Origin of the sequence: Altererythrobacter sp., assembly GCF_050299635.1 — a bacterium.
Taxonomy (GTDB): domain Bacteria; phylum Pseudomonadota; class Alphaproteobacteria; order Sphingomonadales; family Sphingomonadaceae; genus Erythrobacter.
The window spans coordinates 113,417-129,642 of the sequence record NZ_JBNKWF010000002.1; the positions used below are offsets into that span (position 1 = coordinate 113,417).

15 protein-coding genes are annotated in these 16,226 nt (G+C 61.4%); 5 read left to right on the forward strand and 10 right to left on the reverse strand.

Annotated elements, in window-relative coordinates; translation table 11 throughout:
* Positions 1 to 10: 10 nt before the first annotated feature.
* Together ACQY6C_RS01460 and ACQY6C_RS01465 are read left to right on the forward strand one after the other, a co-directional pair.
* Positions 11 to 1,249, forward strand: a complete 1,239-nt coding sequence (locus ACQY6C_RS01460; protein WP_427963870.1) for an acetyl-CoA C-acetyltransferase — start codon at positions 11 to 13, stop codon at positions 1,247 to 1,249.
* A complete protein-coding gene (locus tag ACQY6C_RS01465) occupies positions 1,249 to 2,100 on the forward strand; it encodes an FAS1-like dehydratase domain-containing protein (protein WP_427963872.1) in 852 nt (283 codons plus the stop codon). The genes ACQY6C_RS01460 and ACQY6C_RS01465 overlap by 1 nt, the downstream gene beginning before the upstream one ends.
* Before the next feature lie 107 nt (positions 2,101 to 2,207).
* Here the strand turns inward: ACQY6C_RS01465 and ppk2 are convergent, their stop codons facing one another.
* On the reverse strand, positions 2,208 to 2,993 hold the full coding sequence (gene ppk2, locus ACQY6C_RS01470; RefSeq protein ID WP_427963874.1) for a polyphosphate kinase 2: 786 nt from the start codon (positions 2,991 to 2,993) through the stop codon (positions 2,208 to 2,210).
* Positions 2,994 to 3,067: 74 nt separating this feature from the next.
* Here ppk2 and phhA point away from each other — a divergent pair, with 74 nt between their 5' ends.
* A complete protein-coding gene (gene phhA, locus ACQY6C_RS01475; RefSeq protein ID WP_427963876.1) occupies positions 3,068 to 4,009 on the forward strand; it encodes a phenylalanine 4-monooxygenase in 942 nt (313 codons plus the stop codon).
* 3 nt (positions 4,010 to 4,012) lie between these two features.
* Here phhA and ACQY6C_RS01480 read toward each other — a convergent pair whose 3' ends face one another.
* The 4 genes from ACQY6C_RS01480 to ACQY6C_RS01495 all read right to left on the reverse strand — a co-directional run bounded on the left by ACQY6C_RS01480 (position 4,013) and on the right by ACQY6C_RS01495 (position 9,403).
* On the reverse strand, positions 4,013 to 4,270 hold the full coding sequence (locus tag ACQY6C_RS01480; RefSeq protein ID WP_427963878.1) for a GlsB/YeaQ/YmgE family stress response membrane protein: 258 nt from the start codon (positions 4,268 to 4,270) through the stop codon (positions 4,013 to 4,015).
* 110 nt (positions 4,271 to 4,380) lie between these two features.
* Positions 4,381 to 5,190 carry an undecaprenyl-diphosphate phosphatase gene (locus tag ACQY6C_RS01485; protein WP_427963880.1) on the reverse strand — a complete coding sequence of 270 codons (810 nt, stop codon included), beginning with the start codon at positions 5,188 to 5,190 and terminating at the stop codon, positions 4,381 to 4,383.
* A gap of 79 nt (positions 5,191 to 5,269) precedes the next feature.
* Positions 5,270 to 7,438 (reverse strand): M13 family metallopeptidase, encoded by a 2,169-nt coding sequence (locus tag ACQY6C_RS01490; protein ID WP_427963882.1) that lies wholly within the window; start codon positions 7,436 to 7,438, stop codon positions 5,270 to 5,272.
* A gap of 123 nt (positions 7,439 to 7,561) precedes the next feature.
* Positions 7,562 to 9,403, reverse strand: a complete 1,842-nt coding sequence (locus ACQY6C_RS01495) for an ABC transporter transmembrane domain-containing protein (RefSeq protein WP_427963884.1) — start codon at positions 9,401 to 9,403, stop codon at positions 7,562 to 7,564.
* Positions 9,404 to 9,593: 190 nt separating this feature from the next.
* Here ACQY6C_RS01495 and ACQY6C_RS01500 point away from each other — a divergent pair, with 190 nt between their 5' ends.
* Positions 9,594 to 10,829: a polyhydroxyalkanoate depolymerase gene (locus ACQY6C_RS01500; protein ID WP_427963886.1), complete on the forward strand. Its 1,236-nt coding sequence runs from the start codon at positions 9,594 to 9,596 to the stop codon at positions 10,827 to 10,829.
* Between the two features lie 18 nt (positions 10,830 to 10,847).
* Here ACQY6C_RS01500 and ACQY6C_RS01505 read toward each other — a convergent pair whose 3' ends face one another.
* The 5 genes from ACQY6C_RS01505 to ACQY6C_RS01525 form a co-directional block, all read right to left on the reverse strand.
* The gene (locus ACQY6C_RS01505; protein ID WP_427963887.1) at positions 10,848 to 11,447 is read right to left on the reverse strand and encodes a DUF4126 domain-containing protein; all 600 of its coding nucleotides are present in this window, start codon (positions 11,445 to 11,447) and stop codon (positions 10,848 to 10,850) included.
* A gap of 93 nt (positions 11,448 to 11,540) precedes the next feature.
* Positions 11,541 to 12,719 carry an acetyl-CoA C-acyltransferase gene (locus ACQY6C_RS01510; protein WP_427963889.1) on the reverse strand — a complete coding sequence of 393 codons (1,179 nt, stop codon included), beginning with the start codon at positions 12,717 to 12,719 and terminating at the stop codon, positions 11,541 to 11,543.
* A gap of 70 nt (positions 12,720 to 12,789) precedes the next feature.
* Positions 12,790 to 13,239, reverse strand: coding sequence for a MaoC family dehydratase (locus tag ACQY6C_RS01515; RefSeq protein ID WP_427963891.1), 450 nt, complete (start codon positions 13,237 to 13,239; stop codon positions 12,790 to 12,792).
* 92 nt (positions 13,240 to 13,331) lie between these two features.
* Positions 13,332 to 14,714, reverse strand: a complete 1,383-nt coding sequence (locus tag ACQY6C_RS01520) for a DUF5935 domain-containing protein (protein ID WP_427963893.1) — start codon at positions 14,712 to 14,714, stop codon at positions 13,332 to 13,334.
* Positions 14,711 to 14,872: a hypothetical protein gene (locus tag ACQY6C_RS01525; RefSeq protein WP_427963895.1), complete on the reverse strand. Its 162-nt coding sequence runs from the start codon at positions 14,870 to 14,872 to the stop codon at positions 14,711 to 14,713. The genes ACQY6C_RS01520 and ACQY6C_RS01525 overlap by 4 nt, the downstream gene beginning before the upstream one ends.
* Before the next feature lie 114 nt (positions 14,873 to 14,986).
* Between ACQY6C_RS01525 and ACQY6C_RS01530 the strand changes: the two genes are divergently transcribed.
* Complete coding sequence (locus ACQY6C_RS01530; RefSeq protein ID WP_427963897.1) at positions 14,987 to 16,219, forward strand: TIGR04063 family PEP-CTERM/XrtA system glycosyltransferase; 1,233 nt, start codon at positions 14,987 to 14,989, stop codon at positions 16,217 to 16,219.
* Positions 16,220 to 16,226 lie beyond the last annotated feature (7 nt).

The following is a 16,226-nucleotide window of genomic DNA, read 5'->3' on the forward strand; positions in this document are numbered from 1 at the left end:
AGGAAACAAGATGAGTAGACGCGCCGCAATCGTTTCACCCCTGCGCACGCCCGTTGGCAAGTTCCTCGGCACTCTTGCCCCGCTCGATGCTGGCAAGCTGGGCGCAGTGATCCTCAAGGCGCTGATCGAACGCAGCGGGATCGATCCTGCTCGGGTCGATGATGTCGTCTTCAGCCAGGGCTATGGCAGCGGCGAGGCGCCCGCAATCGGGCATTGGAGCTGGCTTGCCGCCGGCTTGCCTATGGAAGTTCCCGGATACCAGCTTGACCGGCGCTGCGGATCGGGCGTGCAGGCTATCGCCAATGCGGCGATGATGGTTCAGACCGGCATGGCCGATGTCGTGGTGGCGGGCGGCTGCGAGAGCATGTCGAACGTCGAGCATTACACCACCGACCTCAGGAACGGTGTGCGGATGGGCGACATGAAACTGCACGACCGGTTGACGCGAGGACGGCTGATGAGCCAGCCGATCGAACGCTTTGGCGTGATCACGGGCATGATCGAGACGGCGGAGAACCTGGCCAAGGATCACGGCATTACGCGCGAGCAGGCAGATGCGTTTGCCGTGCGCAGCCACCGCAATGCGGCCGCTGCTTGGGAGGCAGGCAAGTTCGACGATCACCTCGTCACGGTCGAGGTTCCGCCCAAAGGTTCTCGGGGCCGCGGCGATCCTGTGGTCTTCGCCAAGGACGAGGGTTACCGCGCCGATGCCAGCATGGAGTCGCTCGGCAGCCTGCGCCCGATCGATATCAAGCGCGATCCCGATGCCATCGTGACGGCGGGCAATGCCAGCCAGCAGAACGACGCCGCTGCGGCTTGCCTGGTCGTCGCCGAAGACAGACTGGAAGAGCTTGGTCTGGATCCTTCGCTTTGGTTCTGCGGTTGGGCAGCGGCAGGCTGCGATCCGTCGCGCATGGGATATGGCCCGGTCCCGGCCGTCGAGCGGCTGTTCGCCCGCACCGGCATGGGCTGGGACGATATCGGCCTGGTCGAGCTCAACGAAGCTTTCGCCCCGCAAGTGCTAGCCGTGCTGAAAGGCTGGGGCTGGGGCGAGAATGACAGCCGCATGGAGATTCTCAACGTCAATGGCTCGGGCATATCGCTCGGCCATCCGATCGGCGCGACGGGCGGGCGTATCCTGGCCGATATGGCGGCGGAAATGCACCGCCGTGAAGCGCGCTATGGGCTCGAGACAATGTGCATCGGCGGCGGACAGGGCATCGCCGCGCTGTTCGAGCGTGCTGCCTGATGGGAAACTGGGACGCCTGGATTGGGCGCGAGCAGGCGCAAGACGATGCGCTCGCGCCGGCACTGGCGCGGCGCTGGTGCGCGACATTCGATCTCGATCCGCCGGGCGATGGCGTGATGCCGCAAGGTATCCACTTATGCCTCTGCACACCCGAAGCCCGGACTGCCCAGCTCGGCCTCGACGGCCATCCCATGCGGGACGATAGCGCGCGCAGCTTCTTCCCGCCGATCCCGCTGCCGCGCCGCATGTGGGCCTCGAGCGATATCGCCTTTCATTCTCCCATCGCCATCGGAGCGAGGATCGAACGCACGAGCCGGATCGCTTCGATTGCGGAGAAGGACGGCAGCAGCGGCAGGCTGGGCTTTGTCGGCGTAGCGCATGAGACCCGCGCCGACGGCGTGCTGGCGGTGAGCGAGACGCAGACGCTGGTCTATCGAGATGCCGCCGCACCCGATGCGCCGCTCAGTCCGCCGCCGCCGGGTGATGGCTCGTTCGATGCGTCGGCCTGGGATGCCCATCGCACAATGACCCCGGATCCGCGGCTGCTGTTCCGCTTTTCCGCGCTCACCTACAACACGCACCGCATCCATTACGATGCGCCCTATGCCAGCGAAGTTGAGCGCTATCGTGGGCTGGTGGTGCACGGCCCGCTGATGGCGAGCATGCTGCTGCAAATGGCCGCAAGCGAACTAGGCGACAACAGGCTCGCCAGCTTCTCCTTCCGCGCGATGAGCCCGGCCATTGCCGATGAGCCACTGCACCTTGCGATGCGGCGAACCGACGAGGGATTCGAGCTGGGCACATTCGCCATCGACGGGCGGCGTATTGTGGCCGCCCTTGCGGGTACATAGTTCTCGCTGCCGGGACAGTCCTTGAAGTTCAGGGATCGTTGATCCGGGAAACTTCGCCAGCTCCAGCAAAGCTGGCGAATATTGCGCGTAAAGGCGAACGCCACGCTCTAGTTTTCGTCGATCGGGTAGTCCGCAATCGGCTTCAGCACCCCATAGGTCTCTTTCAGTGGCGCTCGCCCCAGATCGGGGAAGTGGAGCGGCGGCGGGTCTATTCGCGTGTCGGGCAAGCGGTCGAGCAAGTCGCGCACCAATGTCAGCCGCCCGCGCTTCTGGTCGTTGAAATCGACCAACGTCCACGGCGCGTGGTCAGTATGCGTCGCCGCAAGCATGGCTTCGCGTGCATCGGTATAGGCCTGGTATTTCTCGCGCGCGGCAAGATCGATCGGCGAGAGCTTCCAGCGCTTGAGCGGATCCTCCAGCCGTTCTTTCAGCCGTTCCTCCTGCTGCTCCTGATCGGTCGTAAGCCAGTATTTGAACAGAAGAATCCCGTCATCGACGAGTTGTTTTTCGAACTGCGGCACCTGCTTGAGAAAGTTCTCGACCTGCGCGTCGCTGGCGAAGCCCATCACCTTCTCGACCCCGGCGCGATTGTACCAGCTGCGGTCGAACAAAACGATCTCGCCCGCGCTGGGGAGATGCGGGACGTAGCGCTGGAAATACCATTGGCTCTGTTCCGCTTCAGTCGGTTTCGACAAGGCTGCAATGCGGCACTGGCGCGGGTTGAGCCTTTCGCTGACCGCGCGGATCGCGCCGCCCTTGCCAGCGGTATCGCGCCCTTCGAACAACACGCAGATTCGCGCATCCGTCGCCTTGGCCCAGCGCGCCATGGCCACCAGCTCTAGCTCGAGCGGTTCCATCAGCTCGTCATATTCCTTGCGTTTCAACGGGTCCAAGCGCACTTTCTCCTTTCGAGCCTCTGGCCGGATTGCACCGCACTCGAGGCAGTGGTATAGTTGCAATTGAAACTATGGCTACGACAGCAGAACCACAGCAGGACTTCACCGTTCTGCCCGATTTACCGGCGGATGTCTTTACCGCGCCGCTCAAGAAACCCGCGCATGTGGGGGATGACTGGCTGGAACCGGCGCAAGCCAATTATTCCTCTGAAGACAACGCCATCTGGGACGCGCTGTTCGAACGGCAGATGCGGATACTGCCTGGACACGCGGCGACAGCCTTCATGGAAGGGCTTGAGAAGCTCGACCTTGGGCGCGGCGGCGTTCCCGAGTTCGGCCAGCTATCGCAGGAGCTTGGCGCGCTGACAGGCTGGAGCGTCGTCCCCGTGCCGATGCTGATCCCCGACCACGTGTTCTTCTGGCACCTTGCCAATCGGCGTTTTCCGGCTGGCAATTTTATTCGCACGCGCGAAACCTTCGACTACATTCAGGAGCCCGACGTCTTCCACGACGTGTTCGGCCACGTGCCGATGCTGACCGACCCGGTCTTTGCCGATTACATGCAGGAATATGGCCGCGCCGGTTGGAAAGCGATGCGATATAACCGGCTCAAGGCACTGGGCGCGCTTTATTGGTACACAGTCGAGTTCGGCCTGATCGAAGAAGCGCCGGGCGATATCCGCGCCTATGGAGCAGGAATATTGTCCGGACCGACCGAGATCGTCTTCGCCACCGAAGCCAAGAGCCCCAACCGCATCATGCTCAATGTCGACCGGGTCATGCGCACCGACTATGTCATCAGTGATCTCCAGCCGACCTATTTCGTGATCGAGAGCTTCGAGGATCTCTATCGTCAGACGGTCGAGCGCGACTTCGACCGGCTCTATCGCAGCATCAATCCGGCCTTCACCTATGCCAATTCAGCAGTGATCGATGTCGACGATGTCCTTCACAGGGGTACGCAGGAATACCTTTTGCGCGGCGGACGCGGCAGCGGAGCAAAACCGGTCTGAGCGTCAAACGTCGGCCTTGCGTCGACGATAGAAGTAATGCGCCGCCAGGAAGACGATTGACCCTGCCATGGCCACCAGGATCGCGCGCGCGCTCATCCCGCCCAGAATCGTTCCCTTGCTTGCGATCAGGCCGGCAGTGACGGCACCTGCAACACCCACACCTACGCAGGTCAGAACTCCAGCGCGGTGTTCCATTCGCTCGACCACCGATGCGAGCCAGCCAAACAGGCTCCCGATCACGATCAGCAGTACAAGTGACATGGCTCGTTCCCGAATTGCTACAACGATTGTAACAAGCCAGGTGCGAATAGGTTTCCGTTACTTGGCGCTTGTTTCGATTCGGTACGGCGCAATACGCGCGGCCAATCCGATCAGATCACGAACAGCCCAACGGCCAGCATGCCGATCAGAATGCGGTACCAGGCGAAAGGCGCAAAGCCCTGACGGCTGACGTAGGCGACGAAACCACGAATCACGACCAGTGCAACGATAAAGCTGACGACGAAACCGACCGCGATCTCGTCCCAGCCAACCGTGCCGGTGGATGCCGACAGCTCGTCATACTTGGTCACCAGCTCCAGCGTAGTCGCGCCCACCATGGTCGGAACCGCGAGGAAGAAGGAGAACTCAGCCGCCGTCTTGCGGTTCACACCCATGGCCAGTGCGCCCATGATCGTCGCCCCGGACCGGCTCACACCGGGCACCATGGCAAGACATTGGGCAAAGCCTATACCGATCACCGTCTTGAGCGGAAGTTCGGGCACAGTCTCCTCGCCCTTGGGGTCGGCGATCTTCTCGATCGCAAGGATTGCGACACCGCCCGCGATCAGCGCCCAGGCGACGATCGCCGGACTTCCCAGCATGATGTCGATGTAATCCTTCAGCGCGAGTCCCAGCACCACACTAGGCATGAAAGCGACGAGGATGTTGCGCGCAAAGCGCAAGCCCTCTTCCTCCAGTTTCAGCACGCCTATCCCCGCGCGCCAGAAGGTGCCCCAATACTGATAGACGACCGCCAGAATCGCGCCCAGCTGGATCACGACGTTGAACATCGCCCATTCATCGGCGTCATAGCCGAACAGTTCGGTTGCGAGGATTAGATGCCCGGTCGATGAGACGGGAACGAACTCGGTCAGCCCTTCGACTATACCAAGCAGGATGGCGGTGACGGTTTCGTTCATCACGCAGCCTCAATAAGAAAGGGCGGGACAAGTCAAGCGACCTGCCCCGCCCCGGATGAAATTTTCGGCAAAGCGCCTGCTACCAGATCTTTACCCGCTGTTCTGGCGGCAAGTAGAGAGCATCGCCCGGCTTGACATTGAACGCCTTGTACCAGGCGTCGAGATTGCGAACGATGCCGTTGGTGCGGAACCGTTCCGGGCTGTGCGGATCGGTGCGCAGACGCTGGCGATAATTGTCCTCGCGTTGCTTCGAACGCCACACCTGCGCCCATGCCAGGAAGAAGCGCTGATCGCCGGTCAATCCGTCAATCACGGGCAAGTCCTTGTCCTTGGTCGCAAGTTTGAACGCACGGTAAGCGAGGCTGAGACCGCCAAGGTCGCCAATATTCTCGCCCAGCGTCAGGCGTCCGTTCACACAGGTCTTGCCATCGTCAAGCGGGCAGAATTCGTTGTATTGCGCAACCAGAGCATCGCCGAGCGCGTCGAACGCCTTGCGATCCGCATCTGTCCACCAGTTCTTGAGCGCGCCGGTCGCATCGAACTTCGAACCCTGATCGTCGAAGCCGTGGCCCATCTCATGCCCGATGACACCACCAATCGCACCGTAATTGACGGCGATATCGGCATTGGGGCCGAAGAATGGCTGCTGCAATATGCCCGCCGGAAAAACGATCTCGTTCTTGAGCGGATTGTAATAGGCGTTGACCGTTTGCGGCAGCATTCCCCACTCGGTCCGGTCAATCGGCTCGCCCAGTTTGGAGAGATTGTCCTTCCAGGCCCACCGGGAGGCAGCCATGCGATTGGCAAGCGGCGCGCCAGGCGTGATCTCCAGCCCTTCATAGGTCTCGAGATTGTCGCGATAGCCGATCTTGGGGTCGAAAGCCTCCAGCTTGGTGATAGCTTGCTGTTTGGTCGCGTCGCTCATCCAGTCGTTCTGTTCGATCGATTGAGCAAGAGCCTTGCGCAGATTGGCGACCAGTTCGACCATCGCCGCCTTGCTCGAAGCAGGGAAATAGCGCTCCGCATAGGATTTGCCGAGTAGCTCGCCGAGCAGGCCTTCGGTTTCACCGATCGCGCGCTTCCAGCGCGGGCGCTGCTCCGGAGTTCCCTGCAGGACAGTGCCGTAGAATGCGAAATCGGCCTTGTCGATTTCAGACGGCAGGACCGAGGAATTGTTCTCGAGGAATTCCTTGATCGTCCATGCCTTGAGCGTCGCCAGCGGAGTGTTCTCGATGAGGGCAAGCATGCCTGGAAAACCGCTGCCGATCTTGGCCATGGTCGCTGCATCAAGGCCCAGTTCCTTCGCGCGCTCCTCGCTCGGCCGCATATTGGTGACAATAAAGCGGTCGGTCTCGCCGAAGCCCGAGGTGTCGATCATGGTCGCAAGCGGGAACTTGCTGTCCAGTGCGACAAATTCCTCGGGCGTGAAGGCGTTGTAGATCAGGTCGAGATTTCGGCTGACGGCCCGGTCCCAGGAAACCTCGCGTGCGATGTGGTTTTCGAAGGAAAAGACTGCCTTGGCTGCGCCTGCAGGGTCTTCATATCTTGCAGCCTTGAACAGTACCGCCAGATAGTCGCGATACTTGGATTTGATATCCTCGCCCTTTTCGCTGGTGTCGAGGTAATAGTCACGGTCGGGCAGGCCCAGGCCGCCCGAGCCCAGATAGACCGAATAGCGATCGGGTTCCTTGGCGTCGACTTCAACCCCGCCGCCGATCGGCGAAGGATAGCCGGGTGTGGCCCACAGCTTGACCAACGCCGGAAGGTCTTCAGCCGCGATGATCTTGTTGAGATAGGGCTGCGCCGCGGCCATCCCCGAAGCATTGATCGCATCGGTATCGAGATAGGCGTTGTAGGTGTCGACAATACGCTTCTCGTCGCCGCTGAGCGTGGCAGGATCCTTGCTCACAAGATCGTCGACCAGCGCCTTGACGTCATGAGTCGATTTTTCGCGCAGCAGGTTGAAAGCCCCGAAGCGGCTGTATTCGGTTGGGAGCGGATTGTCGTCGAGCCATTTCTGGTTGACGTAGGCGAAGAAGTCGTCACCCGGCTTCACATCCTGTGAGAGCAGAGCAGGATCGACGCCCCATGTGCCAAAGCTCATGGTTGGCGTGTCGGCTTCCTGCTTTTCCGCCTTGGCCTTTGCCTCGGCGTCGTTCTCGCCAGCGAAGGCAGGCCCGGTCAGCACAGGTGGCGCCAGCGCCAGCACGATAGCGCTCGCGCCAAGAATTGCGGCTTTACGGATCATTTTCGTCTGTCCCCTTGGTAAATCTCATTCGGCGACGGCTTGGGCCATCTTCGGTGCCGAATGCTGCAGCTTATTGGTTTCGATTGCAACTTGATCAATTGCATGAGGCTGAACGAAGGCAGATCACGCTGCTTCGGTGGCCGCGAACTGGAGCGACGCCAGGCGGGCATAGAGGCCATCGGCGCCCGCCAGTTGTGCATGGCTGCCCTGTTCCACAATCCGGCCTTCCTCCAGCACAACAATGCGGTCAGCCGCCCGCACGGTCGCCAGCCGGTGCGCGATCACCAAGGTGGTGCGATCCTGCATCAAACGCTCAAGCGCTTGCTGGACGAGCTGCTCACTTTCCGCATCGAGCGCGCTGGTCGCCTCGTCGAGCAACAGGATCGGCGCATTGCGGAGTAGCGCACGGGCGATCGCGATACGCTGCTGCTGGCCGCCAGAGAGGCGCGTACCGCTTTCTCCGAGGAAGGTGTCGAGGCCGTCAGGCAAGTCGCGCAGGAAGCCCTCCGCATTGGCTGCGCGCGCTGCCTCCCAGATTTCCTCGTCGCTCGCTTCCCAGCAGCCATAACGCAGATTGTCGCGCGCATTGGCGCTGAACAAAACTCCGTCTTGCGGCACGAAGGCTATCCGCTGGCGGATATCGGCAGGATCGGCCTTGGTTAGCGGCACACCGTCGAGCCGGATGGTGCCGGCCTGCGGATCGTAGAATCGCTCGACAAGCTGGAAGATGGTCGACTTGCCCGCGCCAGATGGCCCGACAATCGCCACCGTCTCGCCCGGCTCCACTTCCAGCGTCAGATCCTTGACCGCAGCAGTTTCAGGCCGGGTCGGATAGCGGAAAGTCACATTGCGGAACGAAAGGCTGCCGCGCGGCGGGTCAGGCAGCTTCTCGGGCTTTTCAGGCGGCGCGATTTCGGGCCTGGAATTGAGCAACTCGTTGAGCCGGCTCGCAGCCCCGGCACCGCGCAACAGGTCGCCGTAAACCTCGGTCAGCGAACCGAAAGACCCGGCGACAAGACCGCCTGTGATGACGAAGGCGGCGATGGTGCCGCCAGAAATAGTCCCTTCGGAGACTGCCAGCGCACCGCGCCACATCAGCAGTGTGACCGAACCAAAGATCAACAGGATGATAACGGATGTCATGACGGCGCGGATCAGGATGCGCCGCTTGGCCGTGGCGAAGGTTCGCTCCACGGCTTCGCCAAAGCGCTGGTGCTCACGCTTTTCCTGGTTGAAGGCCTGGACGATCTTCATCCCCGAAAGCACTTCGGTCACCATCGCGCCCACATCGGCGACCCGGTCCTGGCTGGTGCGGCTGACACTGCGTAGCCGCCGCCCGAAGATCGTGATCGGCAAGATGACAAGCGGAATCCCGATGATCAGCCCGATCGTGAGTTGCGGGGCCAGATAGAACAGGTAGATCGTTCCGCCGATCGCCATCAGCGAGTTACGCAGGGCGATGGAGACAGTTGTACCCACTACCTGCTCAATGATTGCCGTATCGCTCGTCATCCGGCTCGAAATCTCTTTCGGGCTGTTCTCCTCGTAGAAGCCGGGAGCGAGGCGCAGCAGATTGCGCTGCACCTTGAGGCGGATATCGGCCACGACCCGCTCACCCAGCCAGCTCACGAAATAGAACCGCAGCGCTGTCCCGATTGCCAATACGCCTACGATCATCAGCAGGTATCGGAACCAGCGCGCGATATCCGCTGGATCCCCGCCCGCGGCAAACCCGCGATCTATGATCAGCTTGAACCCGGCAGGTATCGCCAGCGTTGCAGCGGCGGTGACAATCAGCGCGAAAAACGCCAGCAGGACCTGAGTGGGATATTGCGCCGCCGATGCATAGACCATCTTGAGCGGCCCAAGCGTCCGCGCCGGCTTGTCTTTCGCAGAGCTCTTGCGCCTCGAGAACAGCCCTCGTGATTGGGGTTCGGCCTCTGCTTCTGGGGAATTTCCATCCATCGTTGGCCCCAAGTAGCTATGGAATGCCCGAATTTCACGTGCAAAATCCAAATGGATGTAGGCAAAAGGGTCGAAATCCAAGATTGTGCATTGCACAATGGGTTGCAAATCGCCAACTTGAGCGGTGGAGCGCCCGGTAAGAGGCGCAGATTCGTCATGCCGCCCAATGCGGTCGCAAAAGGGGAACTTCGTGCTTTATCACGCTCACGAACTACAAAAATCCTGGCTGAATAGCGCCAGTGCATGGGCCTCGATCGGGGCCGAAGTGCTGGGCAATCCCGCCAACCCCCTTGGCTATCTGGGCCTCGGCCCGATGGCGGCCTCGGCGCTTGAGGTGTTTGCCCACGCGACTGCGACCTATGGCAAACCCGCGTTCGGGATCGACAATGTCGCAATCGCCGGCAAGCTCTATCCGGTCGAGGAAGCGACCGTGGTCAACAAGCCATTCGGCGATCTCAAGCGCTTCCGCCGCGAAGGCCTGCCTGACGATGCGCCCAAACTGCTGATCGTCGCGCCGATGAGCGGGCACTTTGCCACTCTGCTGCGCGGAACTGTGGAGCGCATGGCCGAAGGCTGCGAGGTCTATATTACCGACTGGGCCGACGCGAAGAACGTCCCGCTGAAGGAAGGGACCTTCGACCTCGATGACTATATCGATTATCTGATCGAGTTCCTCCAGTTCATCGGGCCCAACGAAGGTGGCAAGGGAACGCATATGATGGCGGTTTGCCAACCGTCCGTTCCTGCATTCGCTGCTACTGCGCTGATGAACCTGCACAAGGATCCTGCGACACCCAAGACGCTGACCATGATGGGCGGCCCGATCGATACTCGTGAGAGCCCCACAACGGTCAACAATCTGGCGATGGAGCGCCCGATCGAATGGTTCCGCCATTCCGTGATCGCCACCGTTCCGATGAATTACCGCGGTTCGGGCCGGAAGGTCTATCCCGGTTTCATGCAGCTTGCGGGCTTCATGAGCATGAACCTCGGCAATCACCTGATGAGCCATTACGAGATGTTCAAGCATCTGACGGTGGGCGACGACGAGAGCGCTCAGGCGCACAAGGATTTCTACGACGAATATCGCAGCGTCTGCGACATGACCGAGGAATTCTATCTGCAAACAGTCGAAGAAGTCTTCCAGAGGCACTCGATCCCCAATGGCGAGTTCCGCCACAAGGGCGAGATCGTGGACCTCGGCGCAATTACAGACACCGCGCTGCTGGCGATCGAAGGCGAGCGAGACGATATTTCGGGCATCGGCCAGACCAAGGCCTCGCTCCATCTCGCAACCGGGCTTTCAGAGAAGAAGAAGCGCTACTACATGGCGGAAGGCGCGGGGCATTACGGCATTTTCAACGGCAGCAAATGGCGCACGAAGGTTGCGCCAGTGGTCGAAGAATTCATGGCCAAACACGCCTAGCCAGCCTCGGTGTAGCCGCTATTCCAATGGCTCACGCACGCGGAAGAACAGCCGTTTGATGATCCGTCGGGCCAGCAGCAGCAGGCCGATCGCGGCAGCGAGCAGCACCAGCGCGATGATTCCGGCGGCGACCGGGTATTGGTATGCGAGATAGAGCAGCCCGGCTGTCGCAACGTCCTCGACGCTTGAAACCGCTGCATTGCTGAATGGTTCGGGGCTGGTGTTGACCACCGCCCGCGCGCTCGCCTTGCCGCCATGCGCCAGAAACGACGCCCCGCCGCCCAACAGGAATGCCAGGACCTGCGTTGCCGGGTCGGAGGGATCGACGATGGCAAGCGCCAGAAGTGCGCCACCGACGGGTCGGACCAGCGTGTGCACCGTGTCCCAGATCGTATCGAGCCACATTACCTTGTCAGCCAGGAATTCGGCCAGTGCGCCCAGCGCGGCGATACCCATCACCCAGGGATTGGCGAGCACTGCCAGGCTGGCAAGATGTTCGGGCACGGGAATCGCATCGAGCCGCATCGCCAGCCCGGTCGCAAAGATGCAGAGATAGAGCCGCCAGCCTGACAACAGGCTGACGCTGCCCGCGATCCCGATGATTTCCATGATGCCCAAGACGCAAAACTCCCGCCAAATCCAGGAGGATCGGCGGGAGAATGCGATGCTTTGCCTATAAAGGCAATGATTACAGAGTCTGAGACCCCGGCGTCAGAAGACCTCGAACATGCCGGCAGCGCCCATGCCGCCGCCCACGCACATGGTGACGACAACATATTTCGCGCCGCGGCGCTTGCCTTCGATCAGCGCGTGGCCGGTGCAACGCGCACCCGTCATGCCATAGGGGTGGCCGATCGAGATCGAGCCGCCGTTGACGTTGAGAATGTCGTTATCGATGCCCAGCTTGTCGCGGCAATAGAGCACCTGCACAGCGAAAGCCTCGTTGAGTTCCCACAGGCCGACGTCTTCCATCTTCACGCCCGTCTGCTGGAGGAGCTTGGGAATGGCGAAGACGGGGCCGATGCCCATCTCGTCAGGCTCGGTGCCTGCGACGGCCATGCCGACATAGCGACCGAGCGGCTGCAGGCCCTTCCTCTCGGCAACCTTGGCTTCCATCAGAACCGAAGCGGAAGAGCCGTCCGAAAGCTGGCTGGCATTTCCTGCCGTTACCGTCATGTCCGGCCCCATCACCGGCTGGAGCGACTGCAGCCCTTCCAGCGTGGTCGATGGGCGGTTGCCTTCGTCCTTTGTGATCGTGGTTTCGACGCTCGAGACTTCGCCGGTCTCCTTGTCCTTGACCATCATCGTGGTGGTGACGGGAACGATCTCGTCGTCGAACTTGCCCGCTTCCTGCGCAGCGGCGGTGCGCTGCTGCGATTGCAGCGCATATTCGTCCTGCACATCGCGGCTGATGCCATAGCGCTTCGAGACCGTCTCGGCAGTCTGCAGCATCGGCATGTAGACGTCCTTGTGCATCGCGATCAGCGAACGATCGGGTGCTACGCGCATCTCAGGCGTCTGCACCATGCTGATCGAATCCTGCCCGCCGCCGACGACAATATCCATATTGTCGACGATGATCTGCTTGGCAGCGGTCGAGATTGCCATCAGACCTGAAGAACACTGGCGGTCCATCGTCTGCGCCGGAACGGAGACGGGGCAACCCGCACGCAAAGCGACCTGACGGCCGATATTGCCCGACTGGGTGCCTTGCGTCAGCACGCAGCCCCAGACGACGTCGTCGATCTCGCCTGCGTCAATGCCCGCGCGTTCGATCGCGGGTGCGAGCGAAAGAGAGCCCAGCGTCGCACCGGGCGTGGCGTTGAAACCGCCCTTGTAGGCGCGCCCGATCGGGGTGCGGGCGGTGGAAACGATAACTGCATCGCGCATGGCGAATCCTTTCAAGAACTAAATTCGGTACCGGCCCCGGAGGAGGAGAGGGTCCAGGTTGAAGAAGGTATCAGACGAAGAACTGCGTGATCCACTCACAGATCAGCGCGGGCTTGTCTTCGCCTTCGATTTCGATCGTGATCTCCACGGTCTGCTGCCACTGGCCCGGACGCTTCTCGATCATTTCGAGCAGCTTCCAGATGCCGCGAATGCGCTTGCCTGAACGGACCGGCGCGAGGAAACGCGTCTTGTTGCCGCCGTAGTTGACGCCCATCTTCACATTGTCCGGGCGCGGCATGTCGCTGTTGGCAGCGAGATAGGGAATCATCGACAGCGTCAGGAACCCATGGGCAATGGTGCCGCCGAAGGGCGTCATCTTGGCCATTTCCGGATTGACGTGGATGAACTGATGGTCGCCGGTCGCATCGGCGAATTGGTTGATGCGGTCCTGGCTGATCTCAACCCATTCGCTGGTTGCCAGATGCTCGCCAACCTTGGCTGCGATTTCTTGCGGGCTCATGCGCCTCTCCTTGTTCAGCTTGGCGACTCTCGCCGTGTCGCCGCGCTTCATGGAGCAAGTCGCCGCTCAGCGCAATGAAGTTTCCGTAAACGTCAACCTGCCGCTACGGCATCGCCGCCGCTGCGGCGCCTGATTCTGGCGCGTTTCAGCCGTTTTGGCTCTTCGCCCTGCGAATCGATGCGCAGGCAATAGCTGTGAAAGCCGATCTGGAGCCCGATAATCATCAGGATCACTGGCTGATAGGCGATGCCCTGGAACAGGGCGCCGACGATATAGATCACGCTGGAGATCTGCAGCGCCACGGCAAGGGGCGCCTGCCATCGCTGCCCATCTTCGTCTCGCCCTTTCCAGCGGCGGCGGATTCTTTCCATCTGCCACACGCCCAATGCCTGCAGCCACAGCCACAGGACGAGACCGGGCCAGCCCTGCTCGCCCAGCATCTCGAAGATGGCGGAGTGATAGGCGCGCGCCTTGTCCGTCACCTCTTCAAATTTGACCGATGTCGTGTTGCCCACTTCCTTGCGGACAGGAAGAATATAGGTGAAGCTGTTGCCGCGATAGGCGTCGAAGCCGCCGCCCAATGGATGGGAGGAGGCATAGTCCAGCGTCCATTCCCACACCGCCACGCGGGTCGAGGCACTCTCGTCCTGCCCCGGTGCGCCAATCGTCGCCATCCGGTCGTAATAGCTTTGCGGCAGGAAGGGCAGCGCCACCAGCCCCAGCAGTGCCCCCGCAACAATGAAGCTCAACCGGTGCTGTACATCGCGCAGCGCCATGACGCACAGCACCGCGATACACAGCAGGCCAGTGCGCGCTTCGGTCCCGATCGGGATCAGCAGGCAGGCAAAGATCAGAGCGAACGAGAACGTTCGTACGCGCCAGTCTGGCGGGAAGATCGTTCCGTGCCTGGTGAACCAGACGATCAGCGGAATGATCGCGATCGCGACTGTCGCCAGCGTCGAGCTTTCGTAAATGCCGCTGTTGTCGTTGACGAAGAAGTAGAGGTTCTCATAGCCGCCGCCCCCGCCGACCGTCTTCATGCCCGCGCTGATGATGATCGCGCCAACCGAAAGGACCATCACCATCGCCAGCGCTTCGATCCGCAACCGGGTCGTGACTGTCAGCGGCAGGAAGATGGCGAAGACCAGTGCCTTCCACACCCAGCCCCATTTCTCCTGCGCTTCGACCGGAAAATCGGCGTGTCCGGTGGTCCAGGCGCAATAGAGCAGCAGCGCCAGCATCAGTCCCTGGCGAAAGGTGAAGCGTGCGCCCTTCTTGTAATCGAGCAGCAACCAGCCGCCGAAGGCCGCGAGAAAGGCGATCAAGGACACCGGGATCGAATGAAGGATGCCATAGCCGATCCGCTGCGGTGCCAGGATATCGATATAGATATAGGCCAGCACCCACAGGAACGGGCGGCGCAGGCCCAGCACCATGATAAATCCGAGGAAGGCGAGGAACACGAAATCGATCACGCCTGGCGCTCCGCCGCGTCGGCCGAGGCCGCATCTTCGCGTACGCCACTTTCTTCCGGTGCCAGATCGTCGCGATCCAGCACCTCGCTCTTCGCCAGGCGCAGGAAGCCAATCGCCAAAAGCGCATGGGCCAGGGCCAGGGCAAAATAGTCGATCAAGCGGGCGGTTCCCCAGGCAGATTGCTCGGCAGGTGCGGCGCACCCTTTATGCAAAATGCATTAACAACATGCAGTTGACGGCCCGTTAAGCACATTCGTGGCAAGGGGCCGCACATGACGCGCGTTCTCCATGTCCTCGACCATTCGCTTCCGCTGCACAGCGGCTATACCTTTCGCACGCGAGCGATCCTGAAGGCCCAGCAGGCCGCCGGGATCGAAGTGCGCGGCGTTACAGGATTGCGTCACAGTGCGGAGGGTCCGGTTGCGGAAACGGTGGACGGCTTGCTGTTCCACCGCAGCCCCGGCAGCGCCGAAGGCCCTGCGGTCATCCGCGAATGGCGCGAGATCGCACAATTCGCCGCAGGAATCGAAGCGGTCGTCGCCGACTGGCGGCCCGACATCATCCACGCCCATTCGCCTGCAATCTGCGGCGAAGCGGCGATGCGGGTCGCGCGCAAGCACGGCATTCCGCTGGTCTATGAAATCCGTGCCTTCTGGGAAGATGCCGCGGTCGGCAATGGCAATGGACGCGAAGGATCGGTCAAATATCGCCTTACCCGCGCGCTGGAAAATCGTGTGGTCGAAGGTGCCGACGCCGTCTTCACCATATGTCACGGATTGCGCGACGATCTGGTTTCGCGCGGCTTTGCTCCGGGCAAGATCGGCATTTCCCCCAATGGCGTCGACCTGTCGCTGTTCGGCGAGCCGGTACCGCGTGACGACACGCTTGCGAAGAAGCTGGGCATTACAGAAGGCGAGCCGGTCATCGGCTTCATTGGCAGCTTCTACGATTACGAAGGGCTCGACGATCTGATTGCAGCCATGCCGCTGCTGCGGGAGGACCATCCCGGCGCGAAGCTACTGCTTACTGGCGGCGGTCCGATGGAAGAAGCATTGCGCGCTCAGTTGGAGCGCCTGCCCGATCCCGGCTGCGCGATCTTCACCGGCCGCGTGCCGCATTCCGAAGTCGAGCGCTACTATTCGCTGATCGACATCCTCGCCTATCCGCGCAAGCGCAGCCGGCTGACCGATCTCGTCACGCCCCTTAAGCCATTAGAGGCGATGGCGCAGCAGAGGCTCGTCGCCGCCTCCGACGTTGGTGGCCATTGCGAACTGGTAAGCGATGACGTGACCGGAACGCTCTTTCCCGCAGACGATCCTGCGGGCTGCGCCGATGCGCTGTCGCGTCTTCTCGATGCGAGAAACGATTGGGATGCGATGAAGGCTCGCGCCGCCGCCCATGTCCGCGAACACCATGATTGGGCCACAAATATTCAGCGTTATCAGCTCGTTTACCACGACTTGCTAGAGCGTCGGAACGAGTCACGCGCCGCGCGCGCGGCCTAGGCAAGAC

Coding starts and splice junctions, on each gene's coding strand:
- ACQY6C_RS01460 (WP_427963870.1), top strand. CDS start 11: ATGAGTAGACGCGCCGCAATCGTTTCACCCCTGCGCACGCCCGTTGGC.
- ACQY6C_RS01465 (WP_427963872.1), top strand. CDS start 1,249: ATGGGAAACTGGGACGCCTGGATTGGGCGCGAGCAGGCGCAAGACGAT.
- phhA (WP_427963876.1), top strand. CDS start 3,068: ATGGCTACGACAGCAGAACCACAGCAGGACTTCACCGTTCTGCCCGAT.
- ACQY6C_RS01480 (WP_427963878.1), bottom strand. CDS start 4,270: ATGTCACTTGTACTGCTGATCGTGATCGGGAGCCTGTTTGGCTGGCTC.
- ACQY6C_RS01485 (WP_427963880.1), bottom strand. CDS start 5,190: ATGAACGAAACCGTCACCGCCATCCTGCTTGGTATAGTCGAAGGGCTG.
- ACQY6C_RS01490 (WP_427963882.1), bottom strand. CDS start 7,438: ATGATCCGTAAAGCCGCAATTCTTGGCGCGAGCGCTATCGTGCTGGCG.
- ACQY6C_RS01495 (WP_427963884.1), bottom strand. CDS start 9,403: ATGGATGGAAATTCCCCAGAAGCAGAGGCCGAACCCCAATCACGAGGG.
- ACQY6C_RS01510 (WP_427963889.1), bottom strand. CDS start 12,719: ATGCGCGATGCAGTTATCGTTTCCACCGCCCGCACCCCGATCGGGCGC.
- ACQY6C_RS01515 (WP_427963891.1), bottom strand. CDS start 13,239: ATGAGCCCGCAAGAAATCGCAGCCAAGGTTGGCGAGCATCTGGCAACC.
- ACQY6C_RS01530 (WP_427963897.1), top strand. CDS start 14,987: ATGACGCGCGTTCTCCATGTCCTCGACCATTCGCTTCCGCTGCACAGC.